Source organism: Pseudoclavibacter sp. Z016 (genome assembly GCF_002931215.1).
Classification (GTDB): domain Bacteria; phylum Actinomycetota; class Actinomycetes; order Actinomycetales; family Microbacteriaceae; genus Pseudoclavibacter.
Genome location: NZ_PSTU01000002.1, coordinates 1 through 17481, shown reverse-complemented (window position 1 = coordinate 17481; position 17481 = coordinate 1). Strand labels below are relative to the sequence as shown.

General features: G+C 67.6%; 15 protein-coding genes and 2 tRNA genes. 14 read left to right on the top strand and 3 right to left on the bottom strand.

What is annotated here, in order from left to right:
- Nucleotides 1–14: 14 nt before the first annotated feature.
- The 9 genes from C5B99_RS00245 (at nt 15) to nhaA (ending at nt 9088) form a co-directional block, all read left to right on the top strand.
- Nucleotides 15–290: a helix-turn-helix domain-containing protein gene (locus C5B99_RS00245; RefSeq protein WP_146081902.1), complete on the top strand. Its 276-nt coding sequence runs from the start codon at nt 15–17 to the stop codon at nt 288–290.
- A gap of 221 nt (nt 291–511) precedes the next feature.
- Entirely contained in the window at nt 512–1213 is a 702-nt protein-coding gene (locus C5B99_RS00240) for a hypothetical protein (RefSeq protein ID WP_104239771.1), read from the top strand.
- Nucleotides 1214–1265: 52 nt separating this feature from the next.
- The gene (locus tag C5B99_RS00235; RefSeq protein WP_104239770.1) at nt 1266–2060 is read left to right on the top strand and encodes an N-acetylmuramoyl-L-alanine amidase; all 795 of its coding nucleotides are present in this window, start codon (nt 1266–1268) and stop codon (nt 2058–2060) included.
- 99 nt (nt 2061–2159) lie between these two features.
- Nucleotides 2160–2960 carry an N-acetylmuramoyl-L-alanine amidase gene (locus tag C5B99_RS00230; protein ID WP_104239769.1) on the top strand — a complete coding sequence of 267 codons (801 nt, stop codon included), beginning with the start codon at nt 2160–2162 and terminating at the stop codon, nt 2958–2960.
- Nucleotides 2957–3274: a hypothetical protein gene (locus C5B99_RS00225; RefSeq protein WP_104239768.1), complete on the top strand. Its 318-nt coding sequence runs from the start codon at nt 2957–2959 to the stop codon at nt 3272–3274. Before C5B99_RS00230 ends, C5B99_RS00225 begins: the two co-directional genes overlap by 4 nt.
- Nucleotides 3275–3328: 54 nt before the next feature.
- Nucleotides 3329–3583 (top strand): holin, encoded by a 255-nt coding sequence (locus C5B99_RS00220; protein WP_104239767.1) that lies wholly within the window; start codon nt 3329–3331, stop codon nt 3581–3583.
- A 214-nt stretch (nt 3584–3797) separates the two neighbouring features.
- Nucleotides 3798–4415 (top strand): TetR/AcrR family transcriptional regulator, encoded by a 618-nt coding sequence (locus C5B99_RS00215; RefSeq protein ID WP_104299900.1) that lies wholly within the window; start codon nt 3798–3800, stop codon nt 4413–4415.
- Nucleotides 4416–4508: 93 nt separating this feature from the next.
- Nucleotides 4509–7544 (top strand): aminotransferase, encoded by a 3036-nt coding sequence (locus C5B99_RS00210; protein WP_104239765.1) that lies wholly within the window; start codon nt 4509–4511, stop codon nt 7542–7544.
- A 218-nt stretch (nt 7545–7762) separates the two neighbouring features.
- A complete protein-coding gene (gene nhaA / locus C5B99_RS00205) occupies nt 7763–9088 on the top strand; it encodes a Na+/H+ antiporter NhaA (RefSeq protein WP_104239764.1) in 1326 nt (441 codons plus the stop codon).
- Between the two features lie 200 nt (nt 9089–9288).
- Here the strand turns inward: nhaA and C5B99_RS00200 are convergent, their stop codons facing one another.
- From C5B99_RS00200 to C5B99_RS00190, 3 genes are read right to left on the bottom strand one after another with little or no spacing between them, the layout of a single operon-like run.
- The gene (locus tag C5B99_RS00200) at nt 9289–11325 is read right to left on the bottom strand and encodes a fructose-specific PTS transporter subunit EIIC (RefSeq protein WP_104239763.1); all 2037 of its coding nucleotides are present in this window, start codon (nt 11323–11325) and stop codon (nt 9289–9291) included.
- Nucleotides 11322–12299, bottom strand: coding sequence for a 1-phosphofructokinase family hexose kinase (locus C5B99_RS00195; RefSeq protein ID WP_104239762.1), 978 nt, complete (start codon nt 12297–12299; stop codon nt 11322–11324). Before C5B99_RS00195 ends, C5B99_RS00200 begins: the two co-directional genes overlap by 4 nt.
- Nucleotides 12296–13081, bottom strand: coding sequence for a DeoR/GlpR family DNA-binding transcription regulator (locus C5B99_RS00190; RefSeq protein ID WP_104239761.1), 786 nt, complete (start codon nt 13079–13081; stop codon nt 12296–12298). The genes C5B99_RS00195 and C5B99_RS00190 overlap by 4 nt, the downstream gene beginning before the upstream one ends.
- 127 nt (nt 13082–13208) lie before the next feature.
- Here C5B99_RS00190 and C5B99_RS00185 point away from each other — a divergent pair, with 127 nt between their 5' ends.
- The 5 genes from C5B99_RS00185 to C5B99_RS00165 all read left to right on the top strand — a co-directional run bounded on the left by C5B99_RS00185 (nt 13209) and on the right by C5B99_RS00165 (nt 16983).
- A complete protein-coding gene (locus C5B99_RS00185; protein WP_258062978.1) occupies nt 13209–14072 on the top strand; it encodes an inositol monophosphatase family protein in 864 nt (287 codons plus the stop codon).
- A gap of 270 nt (nt 14073–14342) precedes the next feature.
- Nucleotides 14343–15602, top strand: a complete 1260-nt coding sequence (locus C5B99_RS00180) for a M23 family metallopeptidase (protein WP_146080600.1) — start codon at nt 14343–14345, stop codon at nt 15600–15602.
- Nucleotides 15603–15698: 96 nt separating this feature from the next.
- Nucleotides 15699–15770: transfer RNA gene (locus C5B99_RS00175), tRNA-Thr, on the top strand.
- Nucleotides 15771–15805: 35 nt separating this feature from the next.
- Nucleotides 15806–15879 (top strand) — tRNA-Met (locus tag C5B99_RS00170).
- Nucleotides 15880–16116: 237 nt separating this feature from the next.
- Nucleotides 16117–16983, top strand: a complete 867-nt coding sequence (locus tag C5B99_RS00165; protein ID WP_104239758.1) for a Cof-type HAD-IIB family hydrolase — start codon at nt 16117–16119, stop codon at nt 16981–16983.
- Nucleotides 16984–17481 lie beyond the last annotated feature (498 nt).

Genomic DNA, 17481 nt, shown 5'->3' with positions numbered 1-17481 from the left:
TGTAGATTGTTCATATGAGCAACGACGGACCGAGGGGGTGTGCAGTGAGAGTCAAGAAGGCGATCGACCAGACCGGTCGATCCAGGAGATTCGTGGCCGAGCAGGTTGGGATCCCGTACTCGACCATCAACAGGAAACTCGCGTTCGGCGCCCACTTCGGTCTTCGAGAGCTCCTGCTCCTCGCGGAAGCACTCGGCATCTCGCCCAGTCAGTTCATGACCGATGACGACCCGGTCAGTCCGATGCTGACTCCGCACCACAGCGGCGCCGGCCGAAGCCCCACCGGGTAGCTCGAGCACCAGCGACGCGGAGAGCCCCAGCGGTGTGCGAGTCACCGCCGTTGCACTGATCCTCATGGATCACGTCCACGCAGAGCAGGGTGAAGCGTCACCTCTCGCGTGCATCCGTTCGCATTCTGCGAACTGATTCCGGGCACTCGTGCCCGTCCCGTCGATCGACCGAACGGGCTGATCGGCATACCCGTCTATTCCCATGCCCAAAGGAGGCATCAATGGATATTTCCACCCTCGTCAGTGTCGAGGGGCACCTGTTCACCAGAGATCTCGCACGCCGAGTCCGCTGGGTCGCAGCACAGGTCCGCTCGAGGGGGTTCACCCTCAAGATCACCGAGGGCTACCGCCCCGTCGGTGTCCCAGCTGACCAATACGTCCTCGTCGAGTCCAAGACCTCGACGGGCGGCTCAAACCAGTGGTTCCAGTGGGGCCGCATGAACCGCGGGGAGACGCCGGAAGCGGCGTACCCCGGCACTTCACCACACGGTCGCGGCGAAGCCGTCGACTGGGACACCAACAACATGGCCGTCCGCTCCGAGTACATGCGCCTCGCCGGACTCGGCCAGACCATCGCATCCGAATCATGGCATGCCGCAATCGTCGGCCCGCCTCTCGTCAACATTCCCGAAGAAGGGGGATTCCTCATGGCACTTACCGATGCCGAACAGAACAAGCTCAAGTCCGACGTGGTCGCGATCAAGAAGATCACCGGGTTCCGACTCCTGCGCAACGAGCAGACCGGGGAGACCTACGCGGTCAATCCGATCGCGGGAGGCTACTGGCACATCCCGAGTCCCGCCGCCCTCAGCTCGCTGAACATGCTCGGGATCATCCCCGGGGCGGACGCGATCGAGACGGTCCACAAGGACAACCTCGCCTGGATGTTCTCCGTCTACCGCGAACTCGGCACCCCCGAGTGACCCGCAGCTACCAGCGGGCGCACTGCTCGCGGAAGAGAGAGGAGCGTCGCGTATGACCTTCTCGAAGCTCACGACCTCGACCTCCGGCAACGGCAACCAGTTCAACGCCCGCTCGCGGGCCGTCGACCACTTCGTCGTGCACCATGCGGCCGACTCATCGCTCGCCAACGTGCTCGCGATGATGTCGTCCGGCTCGCGACAGGTCAGCGCGAACTACGTCGTGAAGGACGCCCAGATCGTCGGTGTCGTCCCCGAGGAGCACCGGGCCTGGTCGCTCGGCAGCGACGAGTGGGATGGGCGCTCGATCACCGTCGAGACCTGCAACTCGGCAACCGGGGACGCATCCGGCTGGCCGATCTCGGAGGCCTCGTATCAATCACTCGCACGACTGATCGCCGACTGCGCGACCAGGTACGGGTTCCCCATCAACCGCAACACCGTCATCGGGCACAAGGAGGTGTACACGCGCCACGGCGCCTCGTACGCCACCGCGTGCCCCGGTGGCATCAACCTCGACCGACTCGTCAACCTGGCGATCGGCATCCAGCAGAACAACAACGGAGGATTCCTCATGGCACTGACCGACGCAGAACAGAACAAGCTCAAGGCCGATGTGGCCGCGATCAAGAAGATCACGGGGTTCCGGCTCCTGAAGAACGAGCAGACCGGTGCTATCTACGCGGTCAACCCGATCGCGGGAGGTTACTGGCACGTTCCGAGCCCCGCAGCTCTCAACTCGCTCAACATCCTCGGGATCATCCCAGGGCAGGACGCGATCGAGACCGTCCACAAGGACAACCTCGCGTGGATGTTCTCCGTCTACCGCGAGCTCGGCACCGCTGAGTAGTTCGACGGAACTCGTGGGGGCCGGGGCGCCGCAATCGCCCCGGCCCCCACGGGCCTTCGCCCGCGTCACTGGGCAGAGCCCAACGATCGAGAGCGTTCAATGACCTTCTCAGAACTCACCACGAATAGCTCACCGCACGCCGATCAGCTCGGCCCCAGACGCGTGCAGGTCGACCGGTTCGTCGTGCACCACGCTGCAACCGAGTCACTTTCCGCTGTGCTCAGCATGATGGGGACCAGATCGCGCGAAGTGAGCTCGAACTACGTGATCAAAGATCAGCAGATCGTTGGCGTCGTGCCCGAAGAATTCCGCGCGTGGTCGCTGGCGAGCCCTGAGTGGGATGCCAGGGCAATCACCGTGGAGGTGTGCAACGAACGCACGGGGGACGCGAGTGGCTGGCCGATCTCTGAGGCGAGCTACACGTCGTTGGCATCGCTGGTCGCGGACTGCGCGCAGCGTTTCGGCTTCCCCATCGATCGTGTCGCTGTGCTCGGCCATCGAGAAGTCTTCCAGAGGCACGGCGGCTCCTACGCGACTGTCTGCCCCGGAGGTATCGACCTCGATCGAGTTGTGGAGCTCGCGAAGATCTACGCCGCGGGCGGAGCAAGTGAGAGCGAAGGGGGCAGAGGCAACGCAGAACAGGACAAGGAAATGTGGATAGCAGAAGTGCCCGAACTCGGGCGCCAGTACATCGTCACCGCGAACTTCGTGAGGTGGACGGGGAGCCCCGAGGCCGTATCCGGCATCGTCAAGCTGACCGGCCGCCCGATCGTGAGGTTGGGATTCGCTGAGTTCTTCGCGATGTGGCAGGAGATCAACGCAGGCAATGCCGACGACAGTGCGCTGAGCGGCGAGCGCGAACTGCTCGAGCTCGCGGCGCAGATCCGAGGCATCAGATGATCGGCTGGGTTGGGCCAGAGGCTGCTATCGCCATAGCGGCGGGCTTCACTGCGGTCGGTGCCATCTTCGGACATGCGACGGCCGGGCGGTCAGCGCGCAGGGCGGACGCCCAGGACCTCGTCGACCAACTTCAGGAAGAGCTCGCCAGCTACCGCGAGCAGCAGGCCGCCATCCGTGCATCCGATGTCGAGCGCCTCAACAGGCTCGATACCTACGTGGACGGGTACCGCACGCACGCCCATGAGCTGCGCGCCCACATTTGGGACGGCAAGGAGCCGCCCCCTCCGGTGTGGCCGTCTCACCTGCCGAAGTGAGCCGAGGCCACCTCTGCCGGGGCCGCAACATCTCAAAGATCTAAAGGGAACATCATGTTGAAATACTGGTCCATCAATTTCCTGGACTACGCCGGAGAACGCGCGCTGAAGACGATCATCCAAGCGTTGTTCGCCGCTGGGGTCCTCGGGGAATCGTTCCTCGGCCTTGACTGGGCAGCGGTCGCGTCCATAAGTGCAGGAATGTTCGTCGCCTCTGTCCTGACCAGCGTCCTGTTCTATCGGGGCGATGGTTCGGACAACCCGGACGACACGAGCGTTGGCCCGGCGAGTCACGACCGCGCTGCGTGATTCACGGATGCTGGGCTCCGCGCGCCGCCGGCGAGGGTGGTCCGCTCGTGGAACCGGCAGGAGATAAACGTACACCGTTCGTTTTATGGCGCTAGAGTGGGAAAACGCAGGATCCGGGCTGCGGAACGAATCCGTTCTGCGAGCTCTCGGCGTGAGCGGCAGCAGCGGGCCCCGGAACAGGCCGCTGAGCCTCGACGCAGCGAAAGGCGGAGACATGGGGCGACCCACAACGAGCATCCTGACGAGAGACGGCATCGTCGACGCTGCCGTGCGCCTCATCGACCGGGAAGGCTCCGAGGCAGTGAGCATGCGCCGCATCGCGTCGCACTTCGGCGTCGCCCCCTCGTCGCTCTACAACCACATCGGCTCGCGCCTCGAGCTCATCGAGGAGGTGCGCACGCGCATCTGCGGCCGCATCGACGGCGAGGCGTTCGACCGGCTGCCGTGGGAGGACGCCGTCCTCGTCTGGGCGCACTCCTACCGCGACGCGTTCGCCGCGCATCCGCGCAGCATTCCCCTTCTCATGTCGTCGCAGGTGCGCTCTCCCGCGATACTCCGCGTGCACGAGAGCTTCACGAAGGGCGCGCTCGCCGCGGGCTGGCCCGAGGAGGAGATCGTGCGGATGCTCACGGCCTACGAGTCGTTCATCCTCGGCTCGGTGCTCGACATGTCTGGCCCGAGCGTGCTCTTCGACCCGAGCGGTCAGGAGACCGAGGTGCCCGCCTTCGCCTCCGCCGTCGCGCGCGTGACCAAGGAGGGGCTCGACGACCCCGTCGCCGGCCCGGCCTTCGAGCTCGGGCTCGCCGCACTCGTGCGCGGCCTGGCGCGGTGAAGACCTCCGTCACGCGCGGCGGCGCCCGCATCCATCCACTCGCACTGCACTGATCTGACCGCTCGCCGGTCGCCGACTCGAAGAGGAGTAGCCATGCTCGAATCCCACGTAGGTCCTTCATCGTTCTCTGAGGGCCTGCCGCGCCCGAACATCGCCATCGACGAGGTTCGGCGCCTCGCAGCTGAGCTCTACGGGGTCTCCGGTGAGGTGCGCGAGCTCGGCAGTCAGCAGGACCGCAACTTCCTCTTCACCGAGCCAGCCTCGCCCGCGCAGCCCGCCGGCCGTCGGGCGCTCTTCAAGGTCAGCAACCGGGCGGTGCGCCGCGACGAGATCGAGGCGCAGAACGAGGCTATGCGGCGCATGCACGCCGCGGGCCACCCGTCGCCAGCCCCCGTCGCCAGCCTCGCCGGCCTCGACATCGAGACGGCCGACGTCGACGGCGCGCCCCACAGCATCCGCCTGCTGACCTTCGTCGACGGCACGCCGCTCATCGATTTCGAGCACTTCTCGGCGGCGACCATCCGAGCCATGGGCACGCTCGTCGGCCAGGTCGTCCAGGCGCTCGACGGTTTCGAGCATCCCGGCCTCGAGCGCGAGCTCCAGTGGGACCTTCGCGTCGGCGAGCGGCTGGTCGACGAGCTCATCGGCCACGTGACCGACCCTGAGCGGCAGGCGCTTGTCCTCGCCGCGCTCGAGGCGACCGCCGCGGCGCTGGCTCCGCTGAAGGGCCACCTGCCAGTGCAGGCCATCCACGGAGACCTCACCGACGACAACCTCGTCGCGACCTCCGGCGCGCTCGGCCGCCCCGAGCTCTCCGGCATCATCGACTTCGGCGATGTCGGCACCGGATGGCGCGTCGCCGAGCTGGCCGTGGCCTGCACGGCCGTGTTCCACCACGACCCCGCGCGACCACTCGCTGTGCTGCCGCTCATCCGCGCGTTCGACGCGGTCGTGCCCCTCACCGACGCCGAGATCGACGCGCTCTGGCCGCTCATCGTGCTCCGCGGAGCGACGCTCGTCGTCAGCGGGCTGCAGCAGGTCTCCATCGACGAGGGCAACGACTACGCCGAGGCGGCCCTCGAACGGGAATGGACGATCTTCGCCGTCCCTGCGGCCCTGGATGCGCGGGTCGCGACGGCCGCCATCCGCCGCGCCCTCGGCCGCGAGGCCGCAGCCGGCCCCATCTCCTCGCCTGACGGCGGCGCCGCGCTCCTCGACGCGGACCTCGCCCGCCGCGCGCGCGTCATCACCCTCGACCACACGAGCACGGCGCTGCGCGACGGCTCCTGGCTCGGTGAAGAAGGGGCCGAGGCGGAAGCGCAGCTGCTCCTGCTCGCCGCCCGCAGCGGCGGAGTCGCAGCGACCCGCTTCGGGGAAGCCCGCCTCACGCGCTCGCTCGGCGTCTCCCACGATGCGCCCGTCAACGTCGCGGCCGGGGTGGAGCTGTACAGCGCGAGCGACCTCGCGCTCACGGCGCCCTTCAGCGGGATCGTCTCCGCGGCCGAGGGCCACGTCACCATCTCCGACGGCGCGCGCACCATCGTCATCGTGGGGGCCCGAGGTCTCACGGAAGCGCGAACGCTGGACGGCGAGAGCGCCGCCGCGCCCACTCGAGTCGAGCCCGGCGAGCCGTTCGCCGAGATCGCGGGCTGGGCGCAGGTCACGCTCCAGGTCGGCGAGGTCTCCGCACTGGATGCCGCCGCCGCGCCCCTGCCACGCTTCGTGACGGCCGAAGAGTTCCCGGCCTGGCTCGCCGTCCTCGGCGACCCGAGCGAGCTCATCGGGCTCGCTCCGAGCAGCGTCGGCGCAGCCGGGGCCGGGGCCGGGGCCGGGGAGACGCTCCGCGCGCGACTCGACGCCTACGCGCCGCTGCAGGGCCACTACTACGCGCATCCGCCGCAGATCGAGCGCGGCTGGCGCGAGATGCTCATCGACACCGACGGTCGCCACTACCTCGACATGGTCAACAACGTGACGGCGCTCGGTCACGGGCACCCCGTGCTCGCCGACACGGTGGCACAGCAGTGGCGCATGCTCAACACCAACTCGCGGTTCAACTACGCGTCGGTCGCCGAGTTCAGCGAGCGCCTCCTCGAGACGCTCCCGGACAGCTTCGACACCGTGCTGCTCGTCAACAGCGGCACCGAGGCCGTCGACCTCGCGCTGCGGCTGACGAAGGCCTACACGGGCCGCGACGACGTGGCCTGCGTCGAGGAGTCGTACCACGGCTGGTCCTACGCTTCGGATGCGGTCTCGACTTCCACCTCCGACAACCCCCTCGCCGCCGAGCTCCGCGCCCCCTGGGTGCACGCCTTCGACGCCCCGAACGCGTACCGCGGCACCCACCGCGGAGCGGACGCCGGCGAGCGCTATGCGGCCGACGCGATCGCCGAGATCGAGCGCCTCGCCGCGGCCGGCACCCCCATCGGCACGTTCATCGCCGAGCCCCGCAACGGCAACGCCGGCGCCATCGAGGTGCCCGCCGGCTACCTCGCCGCGGTCTACGACGCCGTGCGCGCCGGCGGGGGCGCCGTCATCGCCGACGAGGTCCAGGTCGGCTACGGACGCCAGGGCGACGTGTTCTGGGGCTTCGAGCAGCACGCGGGGCCGGGCGGCGATCCGATCGTTCCCGACGTCGTGACCGTCGCGAAGGCCATGGGCAACGGGCATCCGCTCGGTGCCGTCATCACGCGCTCCGAGATCGCGCAGGCCCTCGCCGACCAGGGCACCTTCTTCTCGTCGGCCGGCGGTTCGACGCTGAGCGCGAAGCTCGGCGTGACCGTGCTCGACATCATGCGCGACGACCGCCTGCAGGAGAACGCGCACGAGGTCGGCGGCTACCTCCGGGAGCAGCTGGTGGCGCTCGCCGAACGGCAGCCGCTCATCGGCGCGCTGCACGGGCGGGGGCTCTACCAGGGCATCGAGCTCGTGCGCGACCGTGAGACCCTCGAGCCCGCCACGTCCGAGACGCAGGCGCTCTGCGACCGGATGCTCGCGCTCGGCGTCATCGTGCAGCCAACGGGCGACCGCGGGAACGTGCTCAAGGTGAAGCCCCCGCTCTGCTTCACGAAGGAGAGCGCGGACAGGTTCGTGGCGACGCTCGACGAGGTCCTCACGCGCGGCCTCTAGCCGCGGCGACTGCCCCGCCAGGGCGATCACTGCCCGCCGAAGTGCCCTCCACGCCGCCTTCGGAGCGGCACTTCGGCTGGCAGCGATTCCGGCGAGGTGTTCCGGAGCGGCGCTTCGGCGGGCAGCGCTTGGCGGTAGGATCTACTCTCGGTGTGCCGGGAAGTCTGGTCGGCGGCCGAGTCGGGATTCGCCGGCCGGTCTCAGACGTCAGGAGAACCATGACTGCACCTGCCACACGACCGACAGGCTTCGCGCGACTGAACGCGTGGATCATGCGCGAGACCACTGGGGGAGCGCTTCTCCTCTTCGCCGCTGCAATCGCCCTCATCTGGGCCAACTCGCCGTGGCGCGGCGGCTACGAGGCGCTCAGCGCGATCACGATCGGGCCCGCCGCCATCCACCTCGACCTGTCGCTCGCCACCTGGGCGGCCGACGGCCTGCTCGCGGTCTTCTTCTTCACCGTGGGCGTGGAGCTGAAGCACGAGTTCGTCTCGGGCAGTCTCCGCAAGCCGAAGGAAGCAGCTGTCCCCGTTCTCGGCGCTGTCGCGGGAATGGCGATGCCGGCCATCTTCTACGTGATCGCGGTGTCCGTCCTCGGTGACACCTCGGCGCTCCACGGCTGGGCGATCCCGACGGCGACGGACATCGCCTTCGCGCTCGGAGTCCTCGCCATCTTCGGGCGAGGGCTTCCACGCGGAGTGCGCACCTTCCTGTTGACGCTCGCCGTCGTCGACGACCTGCTTGCGATCGTCATCATCGCCATCTTCTACACGACGGGCATCAACCTGCTCGCGCTGCTCGGATCGCTCGTCGCCGTCGCCGTCTTCCTGCTGGTCGTCCGCTCCAAGCGGCCTTCCTGGTGGCTGCTGCTGCCGATCGCCCTCGTCGCCTGGGTGCTCATGCACGAGGCAGGCGTGCACGCGACCATCGCGGGAGTGCTCCTCGGCTTCTGCGTACCGTCCAAGAAGATCCACGGTGAAGCCGATTCGCGCACGCACCGGTTCGGCGACAAGATCGGCCCGTTCTCCTCGGGCTTCGCACTGCCCGTCTTCGCCTTCTTCGCCGCCGGAGTGAACATCGTGGATGGAGATGGGCTCGGGGCGGTGCTCTCCCAGCCCGTGTTCGTGGCGATCGCAGCGGCGCTCGTGCTCGGAAAGCTCATCGGCGTGCTCGGCATGACCGCACTCGTCGTGAAGCTCACACCGCTCCGCCTCCCCGACGCGATCGGCGTGCGGGATCTTCTCCCAGTGGGCTTCCTCACCGGCATCGGCTTCACGGTCTCCCTGCTCATCGCCGAGCTGTCGTTCCCCGACTCGGAGCACACGGCGGCTGCGAAGCTCGCGGTGCTCGGCGGCAGCCTCCTCGCGGCGGTGCTGGCCGCGATCACCCTCCGCCACGACGCGAAGCGCGCTCGCAACGACGACATGAACGAGGACGGAATCCCCGACATCGACCGGACGCCGATTGGAAGCGAAGCCGACGAGTCCGCCATCGACGCGCAGGTCGACGGGCGTGACGCGCAACCGCACACCAGGGAGAGCTGACCGCCGAGCTCCGAGCAGAGACAGGCCGGGCCCTCATCCACGTGACAGTGGATGCGGGCCCGGCCTCGTGACCAACGACTCTCGGGATGGGTTTCGCGCTTCGGGATGGGAAGCTACCCATCCCGAAGCGAGAAACCCATCCCGAGAAGTCGTGCGGGCCGGGCGCGGAGGCGTTGGCCTCCGCACCCGGCGGTCGTGGACTAGTGCGCCATCTCGCCCTGGAGCGATGCGGCGGCCGGCACGTCGGCGTCGACCGGCGCCTTGCGCACCCACTTCTTGAGGGCGACGACGGTGAGTGCCGAGATGACCATGCCGATGATGATGGCGAGGACGAACCAGAGCAGGTTGCCGATGGCGAAGAACACGAAGATTCCGCCGTGGGGTGCCTGCGAGGTGACGCCCATGGCCATGGTGATGGCGCCGGTTGCCGCGCCGCCGAGCATGCTGGCAGGGATCACGCGCAGCGGGTCGGCTGCGGCGAACGGGATGGCGCCTTCGGAGATGAAGGCGGCACCGAGCAGCCAGGCCGCGCGACCGTTCTCCTTCTCCACGGGGGAGAAGAGGCGGGGCGCGATGGACGTTGCGAGTGCCATGGCGAGCGGCGGGACCATACCGGCTGCCATGACGGTTGCCATGATCATCCACGGTGCCTGGTTGTCGAACGAACCCGCACCGAGGCCTGCGACGGCGAATGCGTAGGCGACCTTGTTGACGGGGCCTCCGAGGTCGAAGCACATCATGGTGCCGAGGATGATGCCGAGGAGGACCGCGCTTGCGCCGGTGAGGCCCGTGAGCCAGCTGTTGAGGCCGTTGGTGAGGGCTGCGATGGGGCCGCCGAGGAGGATGACCATGAGTCCGGAGGCGATGATGGAGGCGATGAGCGGGATGATGACGACGGGCATGAGGCCGCGCATCCATCGCGGTACGTTCCACGAGCCGATCCAGTAGGCCGCGCCACCTGCGATGAGGCCACCGACGATGCCGCCGATGAAGCCGGCGCCCATGATGCCTGCGACGGCACCGGCGACGAATCCGGGTGCGATACCTGGCCGGTCCGCGATGGCGTAGGCGATGTAGCCGGCGAGGGCTGGCACGAGGAAGCCCATCGAGGCCTGCCCGATGGCGGATGCGACGGCGCCGAGGTAGACGAGGAGGCCCGAGCGGGTTGCCTCGTCCGGGGGCAGGTTGAAGAGGGAGTTCTGCAGGATGATGTCCGTGTTGCGGCCATCGCTGACGATGTCGTAGCCGCCGAGGAGGAATCCGAGGGCGATGAGGAGGCCACCACCTGCGACGAACGGGATCATGTAGCTGACGCCGGTCAGCAGCCAACGCTTGATGCGGGCGCCGACGCTCTCGTTTGCGGTGTTCTGGGAGGCTTCGCTGGAATCCGCTGCGGGGACGCGCTTCGCGTTCGGGTCGTTGGCGGCGGCGACGGCCTCGTTGAGCAGCTCGTCCGGGTGGTCGATGCCGCGCTTCACGGGCGACTGCACGACGGGCTTGCCGGCGAATCGGCCGCGGTCGCGCACGTCGACGTCGTTGGCGAAGATGACGGCGTCGGCGCGCTTGATGATGGCGGGGTCGAGCGGCGTGACCTTCGAGGAACCCTGCGGCTCGACGTAGAACTCGATGCCCATCTCCTTGGCCTTCGCCGTGAGCGCATCCGCGGACATGAAGGTGTGGGCGATGCCGGTGGCGCAGGAGGTGACGGCGACGATGACGGGGCCGGTGGATGCGCCGCCCGCGGCGGGGGCTGCCTGTGCGGCTGCCGCTGCTGGCTTCTCTTCCTCCGGCTCGAGAGCCTTCTCGACGATCGCGACGATCTCTTCCGGGGTGGTCGCGGCGCGCAGCGAGTCGTTGAACTCGGGGACCATGAGGGAGCGGGCGAGCTTGGACAGCATCTGGAGGTGCTCGTCGTGGGCGCCGTCCGGGGCAGCGATGAAGAAGACGAGGTCGCTCGGGCCGTCGTGAGCGCCGAAGTCGACGCCTGGCGTGAGGCGCGACATGGCGAGGGTGGCCTCGGTGACGGCGCCGGAGCGGCAGTGGGGGATGGCGATACCGCCGGGGACGCCCGTGGCGCCCTGCTCCTCGCGGGCGAGGGCGTCGGCGGCGAGCGCTGCTGCGTCGGTCGCGCGGCCTTGCGAGACGACGCGTTCGGCCAGGTTGCGGATGACATCGGTCTTGTCCGCACCCAGGTCGACGTCGAGGGCGACGAGCCCTGGCGTGATGTAGGTGGTCATGATGCGTTCTCCTTGGTGCTGCTTGTGAGGTGGGTGATGCGGACGAGGTCCGGTCGTGTCTGTTCTGGGGAGGGGACTCCGCTGCCCGGCAGGGAAGCGGCGGCGCTTCCGTGGGCGACGGCTTGGGCGAGGGCGCGTTCGGGGGGTGCCCCGGTGACGCTCGCGAGCAGGTAGCCGGCGAGCGACGAGTCGCCCGCTCCGACGGTGCTGCGCACGCGAGTGGGTGGCGGGGCGGCGAAGAGGCTGGTCGTGGCGTCGCGGTAGATGGCGCCTGCCCCGCCGAGGGTGGCGAGGACGGCGTCGGCTCCGTTCTCGAGGGCCCAGCCTGCCGCGTCGGCGGCGAGCTGCGGGTCGGCTTCGAGGGCGTCTCCGTCGGCGATGCCGCTCAGCTCGGCGAGCTCGAAGGCGTTCGGCTTGATGAGCTGCACGCGGGTGCCGGATGCGAGGAGCGCCTTGAGCGGTGCGTCGGAGCTGTCGACGGCGACGCTTGGTGCGGCCTCGCCGAGCTCTGCGCGGACGGCCTCGATGAGGGCTGCGTAGAAGGAGGAGTCGAGGCCACGTGGCAGCGAGCCTGCGAGGACAAGCCATTCGGCGTCGCGGGATGCTGCGATGACAGCTGCGACGAGGGCGTCTGCTTCGTCTGCGCTGAGGTGGGGCCCTGGCTCGTTGAGCTTGGTGGTGGTTCCGTCGCTCTCGGTGATGGCGAAGTTGGTGCGCACTCTGCCTTCGATGGGCACGGGCAGCATCCGCAGGCCTTCGGCTTCGACGAGGTTCGTGAAGTCGTCGTCGGCGGAGGCCGGGAAGACGGCGAGGTTGTCGAGCTTGGAGGCGCGGAGCGCGCGGGACACGTTGATGCCCTTGCCGCCTGCCTGCGATTCGCTTCCGGTGAGGCGCTGGACGTCCCCACGAGCGAGCTCGTGGGGGAGGGCGAGGGTTCTGTCGATTGCCGGGTTGGCGGTGACGGTGACGATCATGCGAGCACTGCTTCCACGTCGTTCTCGGTGAGCGCGGCGGCGAGTGCCGTTCGCGGGGGCTGGTCAGTGACCAGTGCATCGACGCTGGAGAGCGCTGCGATGTGGGTGAGGGCGTCTTGGTCGAACTTGGAGGCGTCGACGGCGACGACGACGCGTCTGGCGCCCCGGCACATGGCGGATTTCACGGCTGCTTCGTCGGGGTCCGGGGTGCTGAGCCCGAATTCGGCGCTGATGCCGTTGGTGCCGATGAAGGCGAGGTCCGGGCGGAGCGCGGCGAGTTGCGTGAGGGCACTGGGGCCGACAGCAGCGCTGGTGAGGCCTCGCACGCGGCCGCCGATGGCGATCGTGGTGAGTTCGCTGCGTGCTGCGAGGAGCGCGAGGATGGGGAGCGAGTTGCTGATGACCTGCAGCTTGGCGAGTTCGTCGGCGGGGCGTCGGACGAGGGCGGCGGCGATCTCGGCGGTCGTCGTTCCGGCATCGATGAGGATGGATCCGTTGAATCCGCGGGGGATGAGCCGCTCTGCGGCTTCGCCGATGCGGACCTTGGCGTCGTGGTTGAGGGGCTGGCGTTCGGCGACTGCGGTCTCGGCGAGGCTGCCGAGGGAGTTGCCGACGGCGCCGCCGTGGACTCGCCTGACGAGGCTCTCGAGCTCGAGCTGGTCGAGGTCTCGGCGGATGGTCTCGGGAGTGACGTCGAGGTCGCTCGCGAGTTCTCGCACGGCGACTTTCCCGTGCTGCGTGATGCGTTCGAGGATGAGCGCGTGCCGCTCCGTTGCGTACATGGATGCTCCTGTGCGATCCGGGTGTTGGTTCTGGTGGAGAGCGTACGCGGCAAACGGACGTAAAACAAGAGAAGCAAAGGTAAACACAGAAATGGGACGGGAGGCAGGCATTGCTACGCTCCAGGGCGTGCCAGAACTCGACGATGCTCAGACCGTTCACGACGCCGACCAGTTCACTCCCGAAGAGCTCCGAGGGCTCCTCGACATCGCGGTGACGGTGGCAACGGAGGCCGCCGAGCTCGTCGCTGCTCGCCGTCGGGAGGGAGTGGCCGTCGCCGACACGAAGTCGTCGTCGGTCGACATCGTCACCGCTTCCGACAGGGAGTCCGAGGCGCACATCCGTCGTCGTCTCGAGGGGCTGCGCCCCGGCGACGGGTTCTTCGGCGAGGAGTCGGACGCGTCTGCGAGCACGACGGGGCTCACCTGGGTGGTCGACCCCATCGATGGCACCGTCAACTACTTATACGGCTACCCCAACTACGCGGTGAGCGTCGCCGTGGTCGTCGGCGACCCGGGGTCGGAGCCCTCGAGCTTCACGACCCTCGCCGCGGCCGTCGTGAATCCTGAGGGGCGCGAAGCCTTCACCGCCGTGCGAGGTCAGGGTGCGTGGTGCAACGGCGAGCGGCTGCATGTGGATGCTGCCCCTCCTCTCGAGCTCGCGCTTGTCGGCACGGGGTTCAGCTACTCCGCCAAGCGCCGGGTGCAGCAGGCGGAGCAGTGGATGACGCTGGCTGGGCGCGTGCGCGATCTGCGCCGCGTGGGGGCCGCCTCCCTCGATCTGTGCAACATCGCGATCAACCGGCTGGATGCGTACTACGAGTCGGGGCTGAACCCCTGGGATCACGCCGGAGCTGCTCTGGTCGCCCGTGAGGCTGGAGCGGTCGTCGTGGGTGAGGGGCTTGGGCGCGAAGGGCGTCGGCTGATCATCGCCGCGAGGCCGGGGCTGGAGCAGGAGCTCATGCGCTACGTCTCGGTCCTGGCGGACGAGTAACTCTCCCTCTCCCACGTGGCTCCTGACGGCTCGGCGTGGTTGGTAACGGCCCAAACGGAACTCGGCTCGCCCGGGTACGGGGTGAATTCGGACGAGATCCGGTGAGTCCCGTCCTGCCCCTCTCCCGCGTGATTCCGGGCGAGGCGGCCCGGGGTGCAGTCGCCTCGGTCGGTCATGACCGCGTAGGATTCCCTGGAGACCTTGAAGTTTCCGTGACCTGCGCGTTACTATTTACCAGTTCGTTATAAACCGCGGTAAGGATATGAATCGTTGACTTCCCTTCTCACATCGGGCCAGGAGCAGGCTCTGCCGGCGCCCATGACCCGTCGAGAACTCCGCGAAGCAGAGCGTCTCGCATCGCTCGCGACCATCGCACCGGCGGCAACTCCAGAGGCCTTCAGCTCGCGCCGCGCTCGGCGTGAGGCGGAGCGCACGACGGCTCCCGTCGCGTCGGCCCCAGTCATCACGGCAGCGCTCGCGCCGAAGATCGTCTCGGCCGGCCAGGCCGAGACTGCTCCGGTCGTCTCCGCACCCGCTCCGGCCCCGGCATCCATCTCCACGCCGAGCATCGCCGAGGTTGCCCAGATCCGTTCGGATGACACCGAGTCGACGGCACGCATCGAGCGGGCTTCGGTCGCGGTGCTCGAGGTTCCGCTGAGCTTCGCTCGCAACGAAGAGGCGCTCCGCCCCGAGGTCGACAGCAAGACAGGCCGTCGCGGACTCGTCCGCGTCAAGAACTCGGAGAAGTCGCACAAGAAGCGCGGCGCGCTCCTCCGCGGTGCAGCTGGCGTCACGGCGCTCGGCTTCGCCGCAACCATCGCCGTCGTCTCGACGATGCCCGCGAACGCCACCTCCACGCAGGAAGACCAGGTCGCAGGCGACAGCTCAGCAGCGCTCGCCGACGCCGTCTCCTCGGTCCCCGGCCAGACCCTCACGGTCGCCGGCGGCGAAGCCACCACGGTCGAGCGCGAAGACGCCTACGCCGTCACGACCATGGGGTCGGCCACGGCGGCCAACCTCATGAGCCTCGTCGACCGCGGCACCTACAAGAACGACCTGTCCGCGACGGTCCAGTGGCCCTTCCCGGTCGGCGTCGCCATCACCGACGACTTCGGTCCTCGCGTCTCGCCCGGCGGCATCGGCAGCACGAACCACATGGGCATCGACTTCGCACCTGCGCAGGGCACGCCGATCGGCGCGATCGCCGGCGGCACGGTCACGAGCGTCACCCCGACCGACAACGGCGGCCTCGGCGTGCACGTCATCGTGCAGCACGTCATCAACGGACAGAGCTACGAGAGCGTCTACGGTCACATGCTGACCGGCTCCATCGGGGTCAAGGTCGGCGACGTCGTCAAGGTCGGCGACGAGCTCGGCAAGGTCGGGAACACGGGCGCATCGACTGGCCCTCACCTGCACCTCGAGGTGCACACGGCGGACGGCAACAAGATCGACCCGATCGCGTTCCTCACGCAGTTCAACAACGTTTCCACCGTCGTCACGATGCCCGGCGAAAGCGCGGGCGCGTAACACGCGGCACACCACGGGGGTGGTGTTCTCACGGGGTTCCGTGAGGTGCTATCCTCATCTGGTGCCATTCCGAGCCACAAGCTCGATTGGCATCTTGCCCCGATAGCTCAGTGGTAGAGCACTTCCATGGTAAGGAAGGGGTCGTCGGTTCAAACCCGACTCGGGGCTCTGATCGTGGGTGCGAAAGCATCCTCGACACCCATGGCTGGGTAGCTCAGTTGGTGAGAGCGCACGACTCATAATCGTGAGGTCGAGAGTTCGAATCTCTCTCCAGCTACAGATCAAGACCCGGTTGCCCTTCTGGCCGCCGGGTCTTCTGCATTCCCGGGTCTTCTGCATTCCCGGTGCCTTTCTGCACTCGTTGCCTTCCTGCATTCAGACCGCACTTCCGCATTCCGACATGGTGCGCCGCGTTCCGGCACGCTCCTCGGCATTCCGTCCGGAACCTCTGCGTTCCGGGCGGCATAGGCTTGTGTGGCCGAGTCCCCGCTCCGCTGAATCATCGTGAGGTCACATGCCAGAACGCTCGTCCACTCCCAAGATCGCCTTCCTCGATGTCGACGGCACGATCCTCGACCACGGTCGCCGGATCGCGCCTTCCACCGTTCGAGCGATTCGGGAGGCTCGCGCCGCCGGCCATCTCGTCTACCTGTGCACGGGGCGAGCAGCGGGCCACATCCCTGAGTCGGTTCTCGAGATCGGCTTCGACGGTGCCGTGACGAACGGGGGTGCGTTCGCCATGGTGGGTGACGTGCTCGTACACGGAGAGACCATGCCGAGGGAAGAGCTCGACGCGCTGCTCGCCCACTTCGAGGAGCACGAGCTCCACTACCTCCTGCAGACCAACCGGCGGGTGTACGCCTCGGCCCGTACTCGAGGTGCAATCCAGGAGCACCTCGCGGCTGCCCGTGCCGACAAGCCGGAGCCGCAGACGTCGCCGCAGGCCGGCTTTTCTGCAGAGCCGATCGAGGATGCCCCGCTCGACGAGATCGCGAAGGCCGTCTTCTTCACCGAGGAAGCCGGTGCTGTGGAGCGCGCGCGGCAGGAGTTCGGCGAGCGGTTCCACATCGTGCGTGGGAGCATGCCCCTGCCTGGTGGTTCGGATGGCGAGATCGGGTTGCGCGGAACGACGAAGGGCGCCGCAATCGAGAAGGTGCTCGAGCACCTCGGACTCGACCGTGCTGATGCCATCGGCATCGGCGACAGCTGGAACGACGTCGAGATGTTCGAGGTGTGCGGCGTCGGAGTCGCGATGGGCAACGCTGCTCCTGAGCTGCAGGAGCTCGCGGATGAAGTCACGTCAACGGTGCTGGAGAACGGCATCTTCGACGCATTTGCGCGCCACGGTCTCGTGAGGGCGGATGCGTCTTCTCGGGGCTGACTCGCTCTCCGTCATGCGGGCATCGTCTGCTGGCTCGGCGTTCCTGCTCGGCACTCAACGGCCGAGCCCGTGACTCGTGTGGTGCGCGACACGCCCGGGGTGTGGCCTGGTTTGACTCCAGGATCGGCGCGAGGGTAAGTTACACAGGTTGCTTCCGAGCGGCCGGGAAATCGGCTTGAAGGAGCACAACGAAACTGAACATCAGGAACTGGAATGTCCAGTGGCAATTGCGAATCTCGCACAGCCCAAGTTGACAAGGTTCCAAACCTGATGTAGGTTAGAGAGGTTGCTCTCGGGAGATGGTCGAATAGGCCGGAAACGAGAAGCGTCCGATTCTTGAGAACTCAACAGCGTGCACTATGTCAAATGCCAATTTGATCCCGTGCCTCTTCCTTTGGAGGGGTAAGGATTCCTTTTGGAAACATATTTGGACAATACAAGTCAGTACTGAACTTTCGGGTTTGGTGTTGTTTTGTTTTTTGTCAGTTTCAAACTTGT